Origin of the sequence: Alteromonas sp. C1M14, from assembly GCF_018860965.1 — a bacterium.
Taxonomy (GTDB): Bacteria; Pseudomonadota; Gammaproteobacteria; order Enterobacterales; family Alteromonadaceae; genus Alteromonas.
The window spans coordinates 1-16,480 of sequence record NZ_JAHKQF010000014.1; the positions used below are offsets into that span (position 1 = coordinate 1).

General features: G+C 46.0%; 16 protein-coding genes. 1 reads left to right on the forward strand and 15 read right to left on the reverse strand.

Going from position 1 to position 16,480, the window contains the following annotated elements:
* Positions 1 to 87: 87 nt before the first annotated feature.
* Positions 88 to 942 (forward strand): hypothetical protein, encoded by an 855-nt coding sequence (locus KO501_RS12235; RefSeq protein WP_216029961.1) that lies wholly within the window; start codon positions 88 to 90, stop codon positions 940 to 942.
* On the opposite strand, the gene KO501_RS12240 is transcribed toward KO501_RS12235, so the two are convergent.
* From KO501_RS12240 to KO501_RS12310, 15 genes are all read right to left on the reverse strand, one after another.
* On the reverse strand, positions 939 to 1,478 hold the full coding sequence (locus KO501_RS12240; RefSeq protein WP_216029962.1) for a hypothetical protein: 540 nt from the start codon (positions 1,476 to 1,478) through the stop codon (positions 939 to 941). The two genes, KO501_RS12235 and KO501_RS12240, sit on opposite strands and share 4 nt — an antisense overlap.
* Before the next feature lies 1 nt (position 1,479).
* Complete coding sequence (locus KO501_RS12245) at positions 1,480 to 1,914, reverse strand: DUF5675 family protein (protein WP_216029963.1); 435 nt, start codon at positions 1,912 to 1,914, stop codon at positions 1,480 to 1,482.
* Positions 1,911 to 2,285, reverse strand: a complete 375-nt coding sequence (locus KO501_RS12250; protein WP_216029964.1) for a hypothetical protein — start codon at positions 2,283 to 2,285, stop codon at positions 1,911 to 1,913. The genes KO501_RS12245 and KO501_RS12250 overlap by 4 nt, the downstream gene beginning before the upstream one ends.
* Positions 2,286 to 2,353: 68 nt before the next feature.
* Complete coding sequence (locus tag KO501_RS12255; protein ID WP_216029965.1) at positions 2,354 to 3,178, reverse strand: hypothetical protein; 825 nt, start codon at positions 3,176 to 3,178, stop codon at positions 2,354 to 2,356.
* A 9-nt stretch (positions 3,179 to 3,187) separates the two neighbouring features.
* Positions 3,188 to 4,645, reverse strand: a complete 1,458-nt coding sequence (locus KO501_RS12260) for an SGNH/GDSL hydrolase family protein (RefSeq protein WP_216029966.1) — start codon at positions 4,643 to 4,645, stop codon at positions 3,188 to 3,190.
* A gap of 19 nt (positions 4,646 to 4,664) precedes the next feature.
* Positions 4,665 to 6,557 (reverse strand): hypothetical protein, encoded by a 1,893-nt coding sequence (locus tag KO501_RS12265; RefSeq protein WP_216029967.1) that lies wholly within the window; start codon positions 6,555 to 6,557, stop codon positions 4,665 to 4,667.
* A 4-nt stretch (positions 6,558 to 6,561) separates the two neighbouring features.
* Positions 6,562 to 9,804: a phage tail protein gene (locus KO501_RS12270; protein WP_216029968.1), complete on the reverse strand. Its 3,243-nt coding sequence runs from the start codon at positions 9,802 to 9,804 to the stop codon at positions 6,562 to 6,564.
* On the reverse strand, positions 9,804 to 10,211 hold the full coding sequence (locus tag KO501_RS12275) for a hypothetical protein (RefSeq protein WP_216029969.1): 408 nt from the start codon (positions 10,209 to 10,211) through the stop codon (positions 9,804 to 9,806). The genes KO501_RS12270 and KO501_RS12275 overlap by 1 nt, the downstream gene beginning before the upstream one ends.
* Positions 10,208 to 10,825, reverse strand: a complete 618-nt coding sequence (locus tag KO501_RS12280; RefSeq protein WP_216029970.1) for a hypothetical protein — start codon at positions 10,823 to 10,825, stop codon at positions 10,208 to 10,210. The genes KO501_RS12275 and KO501_RS12280 overlap by 4 nt, the downstream gene beginning before the upstream one ends.
* Positions 10,822 to 11,424 (reverse strand): hypothetical protein, encoded by a 603-nt coding sequence (locus tag KO501_RS12285; RefSeq protein WP_216029971.1) that lies wholly within the window; start codon positions 11,422 to 11,424, stop codon positions 10,822 to 10,824. The genes KO501_RS12280 and KO501_RS12285 overlap by 4 nt, the downstream gene beginning before the upstream one ends.
* On the reverse strand, positions 11,421 to 14,639 hold the full coding sequence (locus KO501_RS12290) for a tape measure protein (protein WP_216029972.1): 3,219 nt from the start codon (positions 14,637 to 14,639) through the stop codon (positions 11,421 to 11,423). Before KO501_RS12290 ends, KO501_RS12285 begins: the two co-directional genes overlap by 4 nt.
* Positions 14,626 to 14,910: a hypothetical protein gene (locus KO501_RS12295; protein WP_216029973.1), complete on the reverse strand. Its 285-nt coding sequence runs from the start codon at positions 14,908 to 14,910 to the stop codon at positions 14,626 to 14,628. The genes KO501_RS12290 and KO501_RS12295 overlap by 14 nt, the downstream gene beginning before the upstream one ends.
* Positions 14,911 to 14,993: 83 nt before the next feature.
* Complete coding sequence (locus KO501_RS12300; RefSeq protein WP_216029974.1) at positions 14,994 to 15,314, reverse strand: hypothetical protein; 321 nt, start codon at positions 15,312 to 15,314, stop codon at positions 14,994 to 14,996.
* The gene (locus KO501_RS12305) at positions 15,314 to 16,252 is read right to left on the reverse strand and encodes a hypothetical protein (protein ID WP_216029975.1); all 939 of its coding nucleotides are present in this window, start codon (positions 16,250 to 16,252) and stop codon (positions 15,314 to 15,316) included. The genes KO501_RS12300 and KO501_RS12305 overlap by 1 nt, the downstream gene beginning before the upstream one ends.
* A complete protein-coding gene (locus KO501_RS12310) occupies positions 16,249 to 16,449 on the reverse strand; it encodes a hypothetical protein (protein ID WP_216029976.1) in 201 nt (66 codons plus the stop codon). Before KO501_RS12310 ends, KO501_RS12305 begins: the two co-directional genes overlap by 4 nt.
* Between the last annotated feature and the right edge of the window lie 31 nt (positions 16,450 to 16,480).

Below are 16,480 nucleotides of genomic sequence, written 5' to 3' on the forward strand. Positions count from 1 at the left end.
ACATCTTAATCTCAATATTATGAGATTTATATCAAAATATTGAGATTTACTAGAACGTTTAATTATTAACTTATGCGTGTATGTAATATGAATGATTTTTCCAGCCGCCTGCAGTGGATGCTGGCAGGCAGAAAAGCAAACCCGTGGGCCAAGAAATTAGGGATATCCAGCGGTTCGGTTAGCCGTATGCTGAATAATGAACCGCCTGGCACTGAAATATTGACACTGATCATGCGTACCGAGCATGTGAATTTAAGCTGGCTCTTAGGCGGGCACGGAATGCCATTTATGCTGGACATATACACATGTGCTAGTGAGTTTGAAGATATGTTGAGTGCACATAACCAAGATGCAAATTATGATGCATACCTATGTGACAATCCCAACACCAAACAATTAGCGGTTATTTTGTCTGAGCCTGCGACCTGCACCTTCAAAAATAAAACCATTGAATACAATCACGTTGAAATGCTTCTTGGCCCACGAAGAAATTCAGATATTGAAGGCATTCTCAATCGCTGCAATGTTCGTTATTTTTCCATGGATGCTTTGAATTTTAAGGCGTTCAGTCGCGGACAGTTTGGTACATACAAGATGATAGACGATGACAATAAATACGCACTAACCCTCACCCCACCACGAATACAAACGCCTGCTTTATCTGCTTCATCAGGCCACGTACTTGTTAAAGGCCGTATTGGAAGCGGGAAATCGTCGCAAGTATTTTATGCATCGACGGGCAAAATAAAATCCTACACATCAAAAGAAAAAGGCGACTTGCTACACACCTTGATTGACGTTGCTGAATCTAACAATATGAAAGATAAGCTGGACCCAGAAACGAAACTGCGCACGCTTTCGTTTCTTGAAAAATCGGGTAAACCACCATCAGAAATAACTAGTGACGATATCCGCTATGCACTGTTAGCGACCATGCATTAACTGCGTTTCGGCGGTCGCTGTCCAAACCACCAGAAGAATATCGTTGTTGCCACATACAGCATTGTTGCCCAAATATTTGTCGCTGTTTGTAACCGTTCCGCGGCGGCTATTTGGTCTAGGTCACCCAATAAACTATTTGCCGACGCCAGAATGACCGCCGCTGCAACAGCCATGTACGCAGTTAAACTTGGGCGAATTAATCCACGCAATACATCTACAATACCGAGCGCTGCAATAATCCACGACGGGGCCCCTACATCAGGCATATACGATCGTACGTCATGCGAATAACTACTCGTTTGTAGTTCAAATGCACTTTTCTCTGTTTGAGCTGCTGATTCTTGCTGACTGATACTGATTGACGCTTGCGCCTCTAACTGCACCATCTGTGCGTCGTGTGCCAGCCTGATATTTTCTTGCTCAAATTCTAATTGTTTAGTTTTGTAGTTAGAAAAACTCTGTATTGCACTACCCAATAACCCAGTAGCGCCGCCGCTTAACACTGCAGTCAATGTATCGCCAATCCAATCGAGCATATCAACCCTCCCAGCCATTTGTAATTTTAATCGTGCCGGCCTTCCCCGCCATAATAGATAACATGTCTCCTACTGCGCGTCTTGTGTCGAAAATTGCACGCTGATCTTGATATATGCCGCTGCGATATCCAGTCAACACACAACCTAATACTGAGCTTTTAAACCCCTTACTCTTATCACCTGCCCAGGTACCCGCATGAAATAAAATACCGCTACGTCCAGGCACATTATCAATCAAATACAGATTCGAACGTCCGCCAATGGGCTTGCGCGTTTTGACTAGTCGAATAGGGTATTCCCCAGCCGGAATGCAACTAATGTTTTGCTGATTATCCCGCCAGGGCAATTCGAGCGTTTGCGCTACCCAGGGACCAATAAATAAATGCCCGGGAGTGCCTTGATCATCTGTACTCAGTCGATTTATCCAGAGGTTCAAAATTGCGCCTCCACTCGAAACAGCCGATCATTGATTTGCTGCATTGTCGTTTGGTTTTCGCGCATCTGATTTTTCATTTCATCGAGTTGCTGCTGCCACCGCGCCTGATCACGTGCAGCATCATCAATGGTATAGCGCTTCTGGTTTACCTGATTGAAACTGTTAATCACTGGGGTTATCACGGCCCGCAGCTCTGCGACTTGAATGTTCAAGTTCTTAACTTCGGCGTTTAGCTGAGTATCGTTTGATTGCATGTCGTTAAAAACAAAATTAACGAGAAACACCATTAACGCTAGCACCAGCGTGCCAGAATTGTGGTACAGCCATCCATGTTCGAATGGCATGTGATTTTTATCTGAAGGCGGGATCATCACGATATCCGTTAGTGAACTATGCGGATATCGTGAATTATTTATCGATGCAAGTTTAGGGCAATAGACTAAATCGTGCGATAGCGACGTTTAATCACAGTCGCTTTACTTAGTGGCACATCTTCTGACGCTGTTAATACAAATCCTTTTTCGTCACCCTCGGCATAGCACACAATTGTTAACTCTACGCTGGATGTATTATTAACTGTTAAACCACCCAGTTCCGGCACTAAACTGGATCCTCTAATCATACGCCCATCATCTATTGATGATATCTTTGAATTTTCGCCGCTAATGACCTCAACCCGCGTAAATCTGGGGTCAGACAAATCCAAATAATCCCCATCCATGGGTAGGCCCGTTGAATCGTCAGGTTTGAATTTGAAAACCTCACGATTCGAGCGCCCCTCGAACAATTGTATGTTGCCGTCGTAAATCATTTCAAAATGTTTTGTTTCCAAAGCTTCAAGTAGCGATGTTTCACCAAACATTTCAGCTTCACTGATGTACCCACTAGTCACGATCGTAATCCCAGTGCTGCCTTCTGCAGCCGCGATTGAACCCTCAGTAAAGTTTAATACCTCGCCATTTATTGTTATCGTTGCAATAGGATCAAACGGGCCAGTAAAAACAGTTTCTGTTTCCGTCGATATTATGCGCTCATCAACTTGCACTAGCGCATCCCCACCCCTAAGCAACGCGCCATCAGCGCCGAAAAACACGGGTTGCGCGTCCGACCCGCCCAGCATTATATTGTCATCAATAACAAACGCGCCTTCAATCGTTGATGCAACAGCATGGCTGCCCAAGTCAGCATGTGTAATATCGATCACAACTGGATAGCCAACATCTACAGATATTGATTGTGTTGGTTTGGTTACGTATAAAGCCATAGCTCACCCCTATGCATATGCTAGATCATGCGCAGTTGCACCAACAGTCATTATCGCCCTGTCAAAGCTCGGACTGCCGCCAGTTGTCGAACCGTCGCCGATTAACACCGCCTGCACAAATGTTGCATCTTCCGGTATGTCCAGACTAATAAATTTCCACACAAAACCTCCGTGACCTTGATCATCATCTCGGCTTGTTGCGGACGCGCCGGTTGTTTGTATTTTTACACGAGGGCTAGTTGATGGTGAGCCATTGGGGATAAAGACCCGCGCTGCCAATGTTACCCTGCGACCCCACAGTCGACGAACAAGCGCGGCGGGTATAGATTGACTTATATTGTGTGATCCTCCCTCGCCGGTCCATGTCAATTTAATGCTGTAACCATTCATGCTTTCGTAGTTTGCTGTATCCTGCGACGTTACCGTATTAACCAGCGTCCAACCGTCCGGTTCATCAGACGTCAGCGCCGAAAAATCACCATTCACCAATAAATTTGCTCGCTCCTCCAATAGCGAGCAGTCTGAGGATTTTCCCGTTGTTGAATAGTGTTTTTCAACAAGCGCGGGATATATTAGCTCACTGTGACCGAGCGCGTTGGGATGTATATTGTCTTCGTAATAAGCCACGTCTTTATCTACAGCCATAAAACGTTCATAAGAATTAGTAACATCAGCACCAATTAAAGCGGCCGCTTGAACTATTGCAGCATGCATCAAGTCTGCATAATCATCATCGCGCCGCGGGTTCTGACCACTAAAAATAACGCCTGCGCCCTCATGCACTTCAAGTATCGAAAGAATACCTGCCAGCATCAGTTGTGTCCTGCCATCCAATGGATTGGTAGTATCCCATGTGCCGGAATGGCCCAAATTGTGACCATGGTTATAAATTATTAGATCAGCTTTGGGTATCGATTTAACTGCATCATCAAAAAACTCACCTAGTATGTAATTAGGGCGGCTACCATTGATTGCGGCGTTGTAAACTTTAAGCGTGTTATCGCCCGTACCCGTTTGAATAGTCTCTGCTGACAAGTATGCGTTTGTCCCCGTATCCCATAGATAATACAATACTGTATACTCTTGGAACTGCGCTGCATACCACTGCGTTATAAGATACAGCGATTCGTCGGGAGCGTTTCCAGTCGAATCTGAACACATGAATACACACGCATCAGACAGATTGTTTTTCAGTTTTGACAGCAAAAAACCAGCAGCCGAAGGTGCCGCCGACGTGATCGCACTAACCCCGTCAGCTTGTTCTTTTACTGCATCGGCTGTATCCTTCGCCGTCACTGCCTTGCTATCTGCGGCGGACGCCGCCTCCGTGACCTCGGCGATAGTATCGATAACACCAGATGGCACCGAACCCTCTGGGATCGTCGCTTCCCCACGGGCAATTTGCGTTGCTTTGCTGATCGCAGCCTCGAATTCCGCCGAAGTCAGATCTTCTCTAATAGTAGCCATTTTTACTTCTCCTCAATTATTATGATATATCTGCCGACCAATTAAATGATGCATCGCTGGCCACCCCACCCGGGGCGTATACGCCGATTGAAAATGATGTGCTATTAACGTTTGCAACCCACCACGGATTAGTTGATGCCTCTTGGTTGTTGGGGGTAACTTGGATATGTCCACGATCTGGTGTAAAAGATAATCCATGATCGACGGTTACTATATTCGTTCCAGCTGAAACTTTGGCGTTACCGACATTTTTAACAACGCCGTCAGAAACTATTAGGCCCGCCTCGGTCTGCTTGTTGGGTGTTTGCGATCCGATATAGCTGGTTAGCGGGGCGATAATTGTGCCGCCATTTAACACGCTGTATTGCTGATTTCCAGCGTTCGGTCCTGTAATGCTGATACCAGGACACCGAACAATACCTCCGGAATATGCCCCGACTGTTGTGTTCACTGCTACATTAGTAAATTCTGCGTTTGTTAGGGTTACCTCGCCGCCAAGGACTGCATTTATCACCACCCCCCCGGGATTGTCACAAATAAACCCGTCAGATTTTAGAGCCCCACCCTCTGCCTGAACACCTCGGGAACCAAACCCTGACACATCAATATTGTAACCTTCTATCAAACCACCTCGCGCCCATACGCCGTACCGCCCCGCATTAGTTAAATTTGCATCAGATAAAACAATATAACTGCCATAAAGAGTTTGTACTGCATCTACGCCGGCACCACTAAGATTGCATGCAAGGGCGGCAACTAGAGACATTGCACAATACATTGCTGTATCACCAGCTCCTGAAAAATCTGAACCTCGAACATTAAAAACAGAAGAATTTGATGGACGACATCCATATTTCCCCGCCCCCGAAAAAATAGAATTGCGAGCATAAGCCCATCCATTTACGCCGTACAATCCGCGACCGGTAGCATTTTTGACGCCGCAATAGGGTTTTACCCTTGCCTTACCCCCCCATGCAACCATAACACCGTGCTGCTTATTGTAATCAGTGCTCCCAGTTGAATTCATTTTAAACAGGGCTCCAATAATTGGCAGCTCACCATTGTTTATAGCCAAAAATGCAGGAGTTGAAGCGTAATCTAATGTGGGGTAGCTTTTTACAAGTGAGGCCCTATCAATAACCACTTCACTATCCTCGGCCTCAATTGTGATCCATGATAGATTTATAGCGTCAACAAAAAGTTGCTCTGTCATGACAAAACCAGATAATAACCTGATCGTCGCGCGGTAGGGTTCATTGCCGGAAACCGTATGTGTGCGCTGCTTGCGAGACAATGCTGCAACCGCATCATTGATGGTACTAAAATTCCCTGACGTTCCAACAGTAACAACATCGTTGGCAATTGAGTTTAAAGATTTATACCTCTCACCGTCTGCCGTAACCAATGTCGTAAAGTCATCATCCAAAGATGCCAAATCTGACTCATCAAGGTAAAACAAATCATGGCCGATGCCGGCTGATGAAAAGCCGTTGATCGATACTAGCTTTTTGTTTAAACCTGAATCAATCGCCCTAACATCATTGGCGCTATTCATGCGATACAGCAAAGATGAAGCTTGCCCAGATATAAAATTATCGTGACTCTCGATCACATCATCAGTCGCATCAATGAGCGTATTAATAGCATCAATCGCGCTCAATTGAGCCGACGTGGTTGGTAACGGCACTATCGTAGCAGGGGCATTGTTAACAGCTAGGCCATCCCAGTTTGCTGTCAATTTCACAGTGTTAGCCGTGGTATCAACACTATCAACAAAACGAGGCCTGTAACCATCTACCCATACCATGCTGCCAGGTATCGCACCAAAAACGCTATCCGTGTTATTGATATACAAAATATCGCTACCGTTGGCGATTGAAACATCAGATAATTCAAATACGTATGCGCTCATCGAATCACCCTATTAGATTTTCGTTGGTCATGATTTCAAGCGCGTATGACGTTGTGCCTGCTGGTGACCAGTCATAAACTTCGAGTGTGTAGTCATACGTTGTCGCTAAATTTGATGTATCGACGAACGCGGGCGAAAATGCGCAATGATCCTTTGTTATCCAGTTCACTCCTGGCTCGCCGCCTGGATCAATCTCCGTTCGATTGCACGGCAACGTACCCGACTTTATTACTGTACTGTCGCGCTTTATCCAATACTGCAGTTCCGTGGGCTCACCATCTAACTGATTAGGCGTTGAATACTGAATCCTGAACACAATCTGGCAATTAATCGTAACCGGTTTGCCATTCGATACATGCCCAGCAGCTGTCACCGATGTTGTTGTTGATGTGGCATATTTTTGTCGCAGTAATTGACCCTCGAGAAAACTACCTGCAATACCTCCGTTGGCCTGCGTATCCTTCCACTCATACGCGTTTGATTTGGATAATGCGGCGTAGTTAGGATCACCATTACCATCTACAATTCGGGGGCCGTACCAGTACCACACATCATCCGGCCCGAATCCGTCCGGGTCTTCAACTTTCATAAACGAATCACCGATGGTGATACTCTTTGCAGATGTAAGCGTGCCGCTAAACACACCACTGCCAAAAAATTCAAGTTCATTGGTGGATGTGTTCAGCCGCATTGCTTCTCGGCCATCCGAATGTGTGATGTGTAGATTTTCCGTTGCTATGGTTACATCGCTAGTTACGCCATCATCGGTACCAAAAATGCCCGTCCATCGTCCTGCAGAGTCAATCACCAGGCGAAACTGCCCCTCCAACCCGCCAGATGCAGTTTCCAACGCCTGTAAATAGGCATACACGCTCATCGAATCACCGTCTAACGTGTCGACGCTCGTTTCAACCAGCCGTTGAGCCAGGGGCCCATCCACCCAATTGCCGAATTCATCTTCATAACCGATTTGGGCGTTGAAATAATCGACAACCTGCGCGTTCACACTGCTGTCACCGACTTGTTCTTTAACTGCGATGATATCTAGCCGATTTGCGTGGCTAGCGCTCACTGCTTCGGTAACGTTATAAAGCAGTACACTATAGTCATCACCCAATTCACCTGATTGGGTAGACCATAAAGATATATCGCTGGTTACATTATTAATTGTGTCAATAACCGACGCCGGCAAACCTGGCAACATCAAATTCGCCACTTCTTCAGGATCAATCGGCGGCACTTCAATACCGATCAGATTTGGCACCACGATTTCTTGCCAGGTCGAATCAGGCTGATTTTTATCAATCAACCGGTACCAAACGTAAAGCGTCCCATCTTGTGGTGTATCGGTTACAGTGATGGTGTCGTTTTTACCCGCTTTGAATGCGTCATCAAATTCATCAGCAAAGTAGTAGCGCCATTCGTAGGTTGCAGTGTTGTTTGGCAACGTTGGGCCATGAATAATCACGCGACCTGGTAAAACACTGATTGTTGCTGTAGCGCTGTCCGGTGTACTCGTAGCGCCCACGGTAAAATCATGCACCGCGGCAACACTGGTTTTTTCAAATCTGTTTTGAGCTGACACAGCGGCCCGATACGTGCCAACATCTAACGTATTAATATCAACTGTGGGATCAACAGGGTAAAAAACTTTAGACCAACCATCATCTGGCAACCGTGTAATCAGCACTACATATCTGCGCAGGCTTAGGGGGGCATCATGATTCCATGACAAATAACCTTGCCGGTACCCGTCGTTTGGTGTTGGCGTGTAGTTAACAGCCGACGGGGGGGTGATAACAGTGTTATCAATCGTAGAATTAGGTAATAAGTCTTTTTCAGACGGAATAATCGAATCATCGAATATTGATGGCCCAGTCTCTTTTAAAACTAACGTCCATTCCATATTAGAATCATCGAAATCATAGTCCATCACCTCGTATTCTTTGCCGATAATACGAGCATCTTCAAAATTCACATTAACGACAGTTCCCGGGGCGCACTTCAACCCTTTCCACCCCACCACAACTTTTAATGTATCGCCCGTCGACAGTTGTTCCATATAGATGCGGTTTAAACGTTGGCACATGGTGTCTGAGTTTGTATAACCCAGTTCACGGCTATGCATTAAATAGCGTTTGTCGCGTACGGTTTGGTAATAGGTGCTCTCGATTTCCGTGCATGTGGTCGATTGATAGTATGATTTTGGGTCAACGAATGTTGCTGATACCGCATTACAACGGTCTTCTAACTCGGTGTAAGGCGTCCTATCTATATCGTAGCCATCAATAAGATCATCATCGGTTAACGTTACTGTTGCAGGCCCACGATATGCCGCCGTTAGTAAATAAAATATACCCCCAGCTTCGACCCATCGCCCGCCGCAGCTTTTTAGTAGTTCTTCTTCAACCAGACGTTGACCTTTATTTAAGTCAATTACACCGTTGCAGGTCCATCGCTTCTCTGTATAAGACGTGCCGTCCTTATCTAAAAATGTAACTAGCTCATCGCAAAGGTTTGCTTCATATGCCAAGTTTTGCATATCAAACATTTCAACCGGTATTTCATAGTCACCACCAAAACGTTTCCAATGTATATTTATAAGCGCGGCGTTGTCGCTCCACTCCCATGTTGTTTCGTCATCAGCTCGATGTGTGCCTGCACCACCTACCGTACTATCCTTGCGAGGATCATAAACAGATATCCCCTTAACCAAGAATTTAACGTCTTGTACGCCGTTCGGGAACAGCTCTGTATTAATTTCGTATTTGTGGTAGGCGTACGTGATGCCAAAGCCTACAAACGTATTATCAACAGTGGTCATTTCAGATAGTAATGTGGCATTGGCGGTGGTTTGGTCCCCAAGCTCCACAAGAATGCGATAACCGTTACCGGTTAAGCTCCCACGCGCTGCACCGTCCAACTGGTAAAGTTCAACCGATTCACAAGGGTGTGCGGCAAGCGGTGTACAAAACAAATGGTATTCTTTTTCATTGAACGTGCGCTTTTCATATTTGGTGATTGGGCCGCTGGTCACCGCCTCGCCTACAATCATTATTTGTGATGAATTGGTTTCGGTTCGTAGTGTCTGATTTGTTGTGTCCACCCCACCTAGACCAGCGGACACATCAGGCATCATGGCGTCAGCAGCAATGGCCACGGCAACACCTATAGCGATTGCATACCCAACCGTGACCACAGCAGTAGCGGCAAAGGCAACAGCTACACCAATAATTACCGGCGGCATTATTTTACGCTCCAAACATGTTGGATATTCAGCGGTGATACCGTTTCAATTTTATTCATCCCCTGCACTACCACATTGCCATACATGATCCCTGCAGTTAGTTCCCCCTCATAATCAACCAGCACAACATCACCCCGCCGTGCCATCAATCTAGGTACGGGATCACCCAATGCCGATGTTAATACATCCACTAAATCGCTATGGCCATCATTAACTAACACTCTCGCTGCACCCAATCTAGTTGTATAGCGATTACGGTATTGGGCCGCGTAGTCATACCCCGTTTGCGCCAAAAGCGCATTGGCAGCGAAAAGGCAACAGTCATTTTCGCCCCAGATAAACGGTTTATTTTTGTTTTCCAAAATAAATTGAGTTAACGCATCAATCGCGCTTTTCGATTCAATCATTTGTGGTTAAGCCTTTTGTTGTCACCGCCATTTCCTGCTGCACCGCCAGAAGATACAGCGTTACTGCCACTGTATGAATTTAGTGGCCCCTTAGCCACGTTTTCAACGTCGTCAAAAAAACTGTCTGTAGGGTAAATAGCCCGTTGCGATGCTGCATTGTATTTTGTGTAGCGTTTAGGGTGATTCCAGCGTGAAGTTAAGCTAACAACCTCGACAGATATAGATGGCGGCGCTGAATACTTAACAGGAGTTTTATTCACTATTCCAAGCATCATTAATTGCACATGAGCTAAACGCATATGCTCATCTAGTGCACCTAAATATAAACGCACTTCACCGCCGGCCGCGTCATCACGCACGGCTTCTTCAATTTGAGACGCATCAGCAGTTTGCAGCGTTAATGTGGTTGTGCTGTCGTCACCTTCTTTAATGCCAGATATTGACCCCAATTCACCTACGCCATACCAATTTTCACCGTCATGACGTAACGTACCAAGGCCATTGTGAAAACGAACAATCCCTGATGGCCATACAATAGACCCCATTAAGCATGCGCGCTTTTCTTCACCGGACAGTAATGATTCTATCGTTGGATGTAATATGCGTGTTGTCATCGTCGGATACTCGTAAAGCCAGATATACTAAAGTCTTGCAAGATTATTTTGCGGCTAGCAAAGCTCGGCCCTTGGTCGTTATCAGACAGCATCATTTTGCACATTGGATTAGTTGTTATGATTTCTGTGCTGTCTGTGGGCGTCAAAAACAGTTGCGGTTTAAATCGCAGCGTACAGTTGCCATCGCCATCTGCAACAGCGTCTTCCATCAACTTATATAAGTAGTTATCAAGCTGGAAACGGTCACCCGCAGGGGCTATTAATGCGTTTGGCACTGCACCACGAATGCTGAGTATTTCGCCGGTCTGATCATCACCATCAACGCGCAAAGTACCAGACCATGCCCCCAGTTGTTTGTGCGTGCTATCCCACATCATAAACTGGCCTGCGCTACCATCTAAATCATCAATGAAAACTCCCAATTCACGACCATAGGTGTATTTGATTCGCGACCAGGTACCGCTGAATGTCCAAATTGCACCGGGGCGTTTCCATACCTCACTCATGTTATTTTGTGATCGCGCAACAGTACTGTTTGCCACAATTCTAAAATTCAATGAACTGGGTAATATGTGTTGCGGAAAAATAGGTATTGTCATCGTGCCGCCTTCCAGCCGTCGTAAACAATGCCGCGTCCGCGCTTAAACTGATAGCCCACCTCTGCTAGTGTTTCTTCCTTCTGCGCTTTCAGCATTGGCTTAACTTTTTCAACGATTTCATCTGTGCTACCACCAGACACGTTCAAAACCGAGTTGTCGGTGTAGTTAACAACGTTATTGCCTCCACTATTGCCGTTCCCCATGTTGTCGAATATCTTTGCTGTGTCTTTTCTACTAGTCACATATGCCGGCCCGCGGACAATTTCAGGGCCGAATTCGCCAGCAATACCAAATTTCCCCGCTGAAATGTTGCCGCCATTATCAAAAAATCCGGCAAACATACTCGCCATTGCCGCACCAACAGCGCCAATCGCTGCTATAGAGCCAACACCATTGGTACCGGCTGTGGCCAATGTCGTTGCGGTCGCAGCCGGTACCATTGCTGCAGTAATTTCCGCTCCGGTACCGGCCATTGCTGATGATGCTACTGTCGCTTCGGTCGCGGTTGCTGTTGAGTTAATTGCTGCCAGCGCCAAACGTTTAACTCCAATTTCTATTAGAGTCGCAACAACTTGTTTACCCGTCGCTTGTAGCACACTGAAAACGCCATCTTTCAAATTTTCAGATTCAAATAGAGCATCGGCGGTTGCAGTGCCCATACCAGAGGCAAAGCGATCAAAAGATTCTGACCACATAGCGTCGAATTCGCTGTTCGTTTGTTGCTGGATTTCTCCCATAACAGCTCTGTGCCGCTGTTGTTCGGCCTCTATCAACTGATTAATTTCTTGTCGTTTTGCAAGGTCTGTTTCGGGTAGCGAATCACGATATGTTTCTAACGTTGTGATATTTTCAGTATGTAAGTTTGTTTCTGTCTGGACAGGCGTCATGCTAGCCGCGGCGATGCTTTCAACTTTTCGCTGCAATGCGTTTGCTTTGTCCATGTTGTCAAGCTCTTGGGCTTGCAACAGCAGTTTATCTCTTAATTCTTTATTAACGTTTTGTAGTGCGCCGTGCTCGATGTCATAGCGCAATTGGGCAACCCGTGATGTATCACCATACAACGTCTTTTCTTCTTCATTTTTGGCCAGTAGTTTGTCCACTTCAGCCTGCAACGTTCTATTTGCGTCCGTTTCTGCTTTTTTCGCGTCCAGTTTTGATGCAGCCAGGATCAGGCTGGCTTTTTCCTCAGCAGATAACTTTTTCAGGGCCCCATAGGTTGTTTCATAGGCTATACGGCCAGCCTCACCAGTCTGTCCGTACAAATCGGTTTGTTGCTTTAAGTTGTACAGTAAGTTTTCGCGTGATTTATCTAGGTCGTCCGTATTGGTACCGGTTTGCGTTGGTGCGGGGGTATTTTCGCCTTTTGCCAATACCTCTTGCAGAAAATTCACTGTATCCGTGTATTTTTTTACTTCCTTTTCAGCTTTGATTACATCATCAGCGGTGGTTTTGAAATACGGATTATTGAAGCGTTGACGCATTTCATCAGCTTGTTGAGCCGCGATTTTTAGCAGGCCTGTGTATCGCGTTAATGCCAGGGATGCCTGAGTTCGCGTGTAATTACTGAATGGATTTAACGTGTTCTGCAACGCTTTAACCTGTTCATCAAGTTCTTTGGTTTGATTTGTTGCCTCTTTGCTGGATGATGCCCATTCATACAACGCGTATGATCCCAACAGAATTACGCCAGGTATGCCGCCTAATGCCGCCCACAACCCCCGCGCCACCGTTGTAGCCGCACGCCCCACAACGGTATATTGCGTTGTGGCCACATTTAATGCCGCTGTACTCGCTGCAACAGCCTGATTAGCTTTTGCTAGACGTGTTAACGCGTTAGCACGCAATGTGTCAGAGCTGGCTACGGCTAAGGAACGTTGCGCCGCAGTTTGGTTTGCTAAATTTAATTCGTGTTGACGTTTTGCCGCTACCACTGCTGATTGTGTCGCGTTGTCTTGTTCAATTGTCGATTTCGCCAATTCAATGCCGTACGTGGATATTGCTGCAGCACCACGCACCAACGCTATTGCTGTAAGTGTTTCTATCGCTGTTGTTAGCGTGTCAGCATTGTCACGCAAAAATGTCATACTATCTGCGGTGGTTTCAAGCAATGCGCCATACACATTATTAATCGGTTCTTCAAAGGCTGCGACGGTTTGAATGCGTAGGTTTTCTAATGCATTTTCCTGCGCGGTAATTGTATCGATATTTGCAGATGCAGCCCCTTCATATTCAGATAGCGCCGTGATTAAATCATCTCGAAACATTGTGCTGGTCACTTTCCCTTCCAACACTAAATCTCGATAGGTTTTGCCTTGTAAGCCCGCCGCTTTTGTTATGTTTTGCATTAATCCAGGTAAAGGTTCCATTACCTGGTTAAATTCCTGCGCTTGAATTGTGGGTTGAGATAGCGCCTGACCCAAGCCGTACATCAGATTACCCAATTGGTCAGTAGATACGCCCAATGCGCTTTGGGCGTTGCTTAGCCCGATCATTAACTGCTGCTGTTGCTGCTGGTCTATCAAATCGCCTTTTCTCAGCGCCGATAGTGATGTGTAACTTTCCCCTAAATCTACAATTGTTTTGCCGTGTTCCTCGGCCAACGATGTTAAAAATGCCATGCTTTGTGCATAGTCATTAGTATCATCACTTAAATACTGTAACCGGCTGCGAAACAACTGGTAATCCGCTAAGGTGTCTTTGATATTAACCGCCGCATTCGTTGCGGCCATAATGCCGAACGCACCGGCCAAATATCCAGCTAATGGGCGCACGGCATCACCCAACCCTCGGCTGCTAGTTTCGATGGATTTAATATTCTGTGATGCGGTTTTGCCTGATGATGATGTATTTTTTAAGCTGCGGTTTAGGCTGTCCTGCCGGCTGATTACAGTCTGTATTTCACGCTCAACATCGCGCAGAGCATTTTCATACTGACTGACCCCTGCTGTGGCCGTTGTAGACTGTTGTCGGGATTCACTAATTTCTTTGTTTAGGCGGCTTTGTTGTGATACTAGCTGCTGAATATTGCTATCCAGCTTTTTCACGCTGGATTCAATAAGCGTAAACGCGGCGGCCTGACCTGTAGATGCAGATTGTCCACGCGTCATTTCTTTATTCAGCGCTACTTGCTGAGTAATTGCCTGCTGATATTCTGAGCGCATACCTTTGGTATTTGCCAGCAGGTTAATCATGATATCTAAATCACTTTTGCTCACTGTATCGTTCTGCCAGGGTGGATACTACATTACGTCCAATTAATCGTAACTTCATATAGTCTTGTTTGGTGAAATGGCGCTGTGTTGCTTCTGCGTCAGCAAGAACAGCTCGTACATCCAACGCCACACGATATCCTTCTGAATAAATCCAGAGGTCGTCAACATCCAAAAACCAATAAAATGCTGCCTGATTTTCCGGTAACAATTCGAGCGTACGGTCTTTGAATTCATCATCGCCTTGCAATTGCTCCTGAATTTGCGCCTCGGACATGCCGTATCCGTCACGCAGTTGCGAGATAAAATCCTCTTTATCCTTGTTCGTTACTGCAGGGCCGACCCAAAATTGAGCGGCCTCTAAGAGTTTTTTTCTTCTACCCCGGCATCCATCCGTAGGTAGGCGTTATATAAACCAACGCGGTAATTAGTGTCACTCAGCAGTTCCTGTAAATCTTCGTCGTCGACTTCCTCAAGATCTTTATCCGTTTCTCCGACGGCTAGAATGAGTTTTCGCAATAGCTGGGTTTGCCCTTTTTGAGCGTAGCGATCAAATTCGTATTCCTTCATTCGCTTGAATCTGGCATAAAAGCTGTGCTTTTCATTACTGCCACCATCTGCGGGAATATTCACTGTGACCGGCCATACAACCGATTCTTTTGATATGATTTTAAGCTTCATCAGGCCACCGTAATTTTGTTTTTGCCAATGCAGCCATAAGGCAGTACAAAGGTACGTTTTCCTTCAAACTCGCCATAGCTCACGCCAAGGATTTGAATTTCAGGGTTTGAGAATGTGACGATATTACCGCCTGTCACGCCGTGCGCGCATAACAACGATAGATAGGCTGGGTCTTCGGCGTTAACTAACGCAAAGGGGTCTAAATCGCCATGAGCTGGCGCCAGAATTTCAATTGACCCTTCGGGCTTAATGTCATCGATACTGATGCCTTCATAGCCTGGTATGTCGGTGTAGTTCACCTCCATGCTTTGGTCGCACGAATAATTCACCATGGCATATTCGGTACCATCTAACGAAAATGTGGTGTATTTACTGCCAACTTTAACCGGTGTGATTTGATTAAATGATGGTGTTGGCATGGATTCTGCCAATACTCCGCCATAAATACCCTTGATTGTCAGGGTATACGTTGGCACGCCTCCATTGGCCAATGACCAACTAACGTTAGTCTGGGCACCGAGTAATTTGTGATTACGTCCAGCATGATAAAAATACACTGTCGCATCTGGCCATGTTTCATCGTCCATCTGCTCGTACGCAACGCTGGTGCCTGATGTAACAGTTTCATCAAATGCACCAATACGCAGTGCGCCACCATACACCGGTGCATCACCCGCTGTGCCACTTCCTGCTACTTCAACTTCTGCGGATATTTCAAAGTGCTGACCAACAAGCATCTGAGGTTTATAACCCAAGGTGGCGTCGTCCAGCTCTCTATCAATGGTGTCGATGTTGAGTGTCAGTTCAGCATTTTTGGTTTGTATGAGTACAGGCGTATCACCGTTATCTATATAGTCTTCGCCTGGCGTGCCCGTGGTGAAAACCGCCATGGTCAATAAAAGTCGCTTTACTTTGTATTTTTGAAACACAGCACTCATGATTTGGCATCCTTAGTGTTGTTTGATACGGCTTTAGATTCAGCAGCTGAAGATACAGTGAGAACCGGCACAGCATAAATCTGTACCAGTTGAGCGCTAGTTAACTCAGCATCTGGAATCGTGTTTTCGCCAGGTTTGAAATCTATGCCGGCACTGCGCACCGGTTTGGAACTCGAATTTTTGATGATATAAGGCATGCTAGCCCCCCTTTCTGATAGGGCTAGTGTT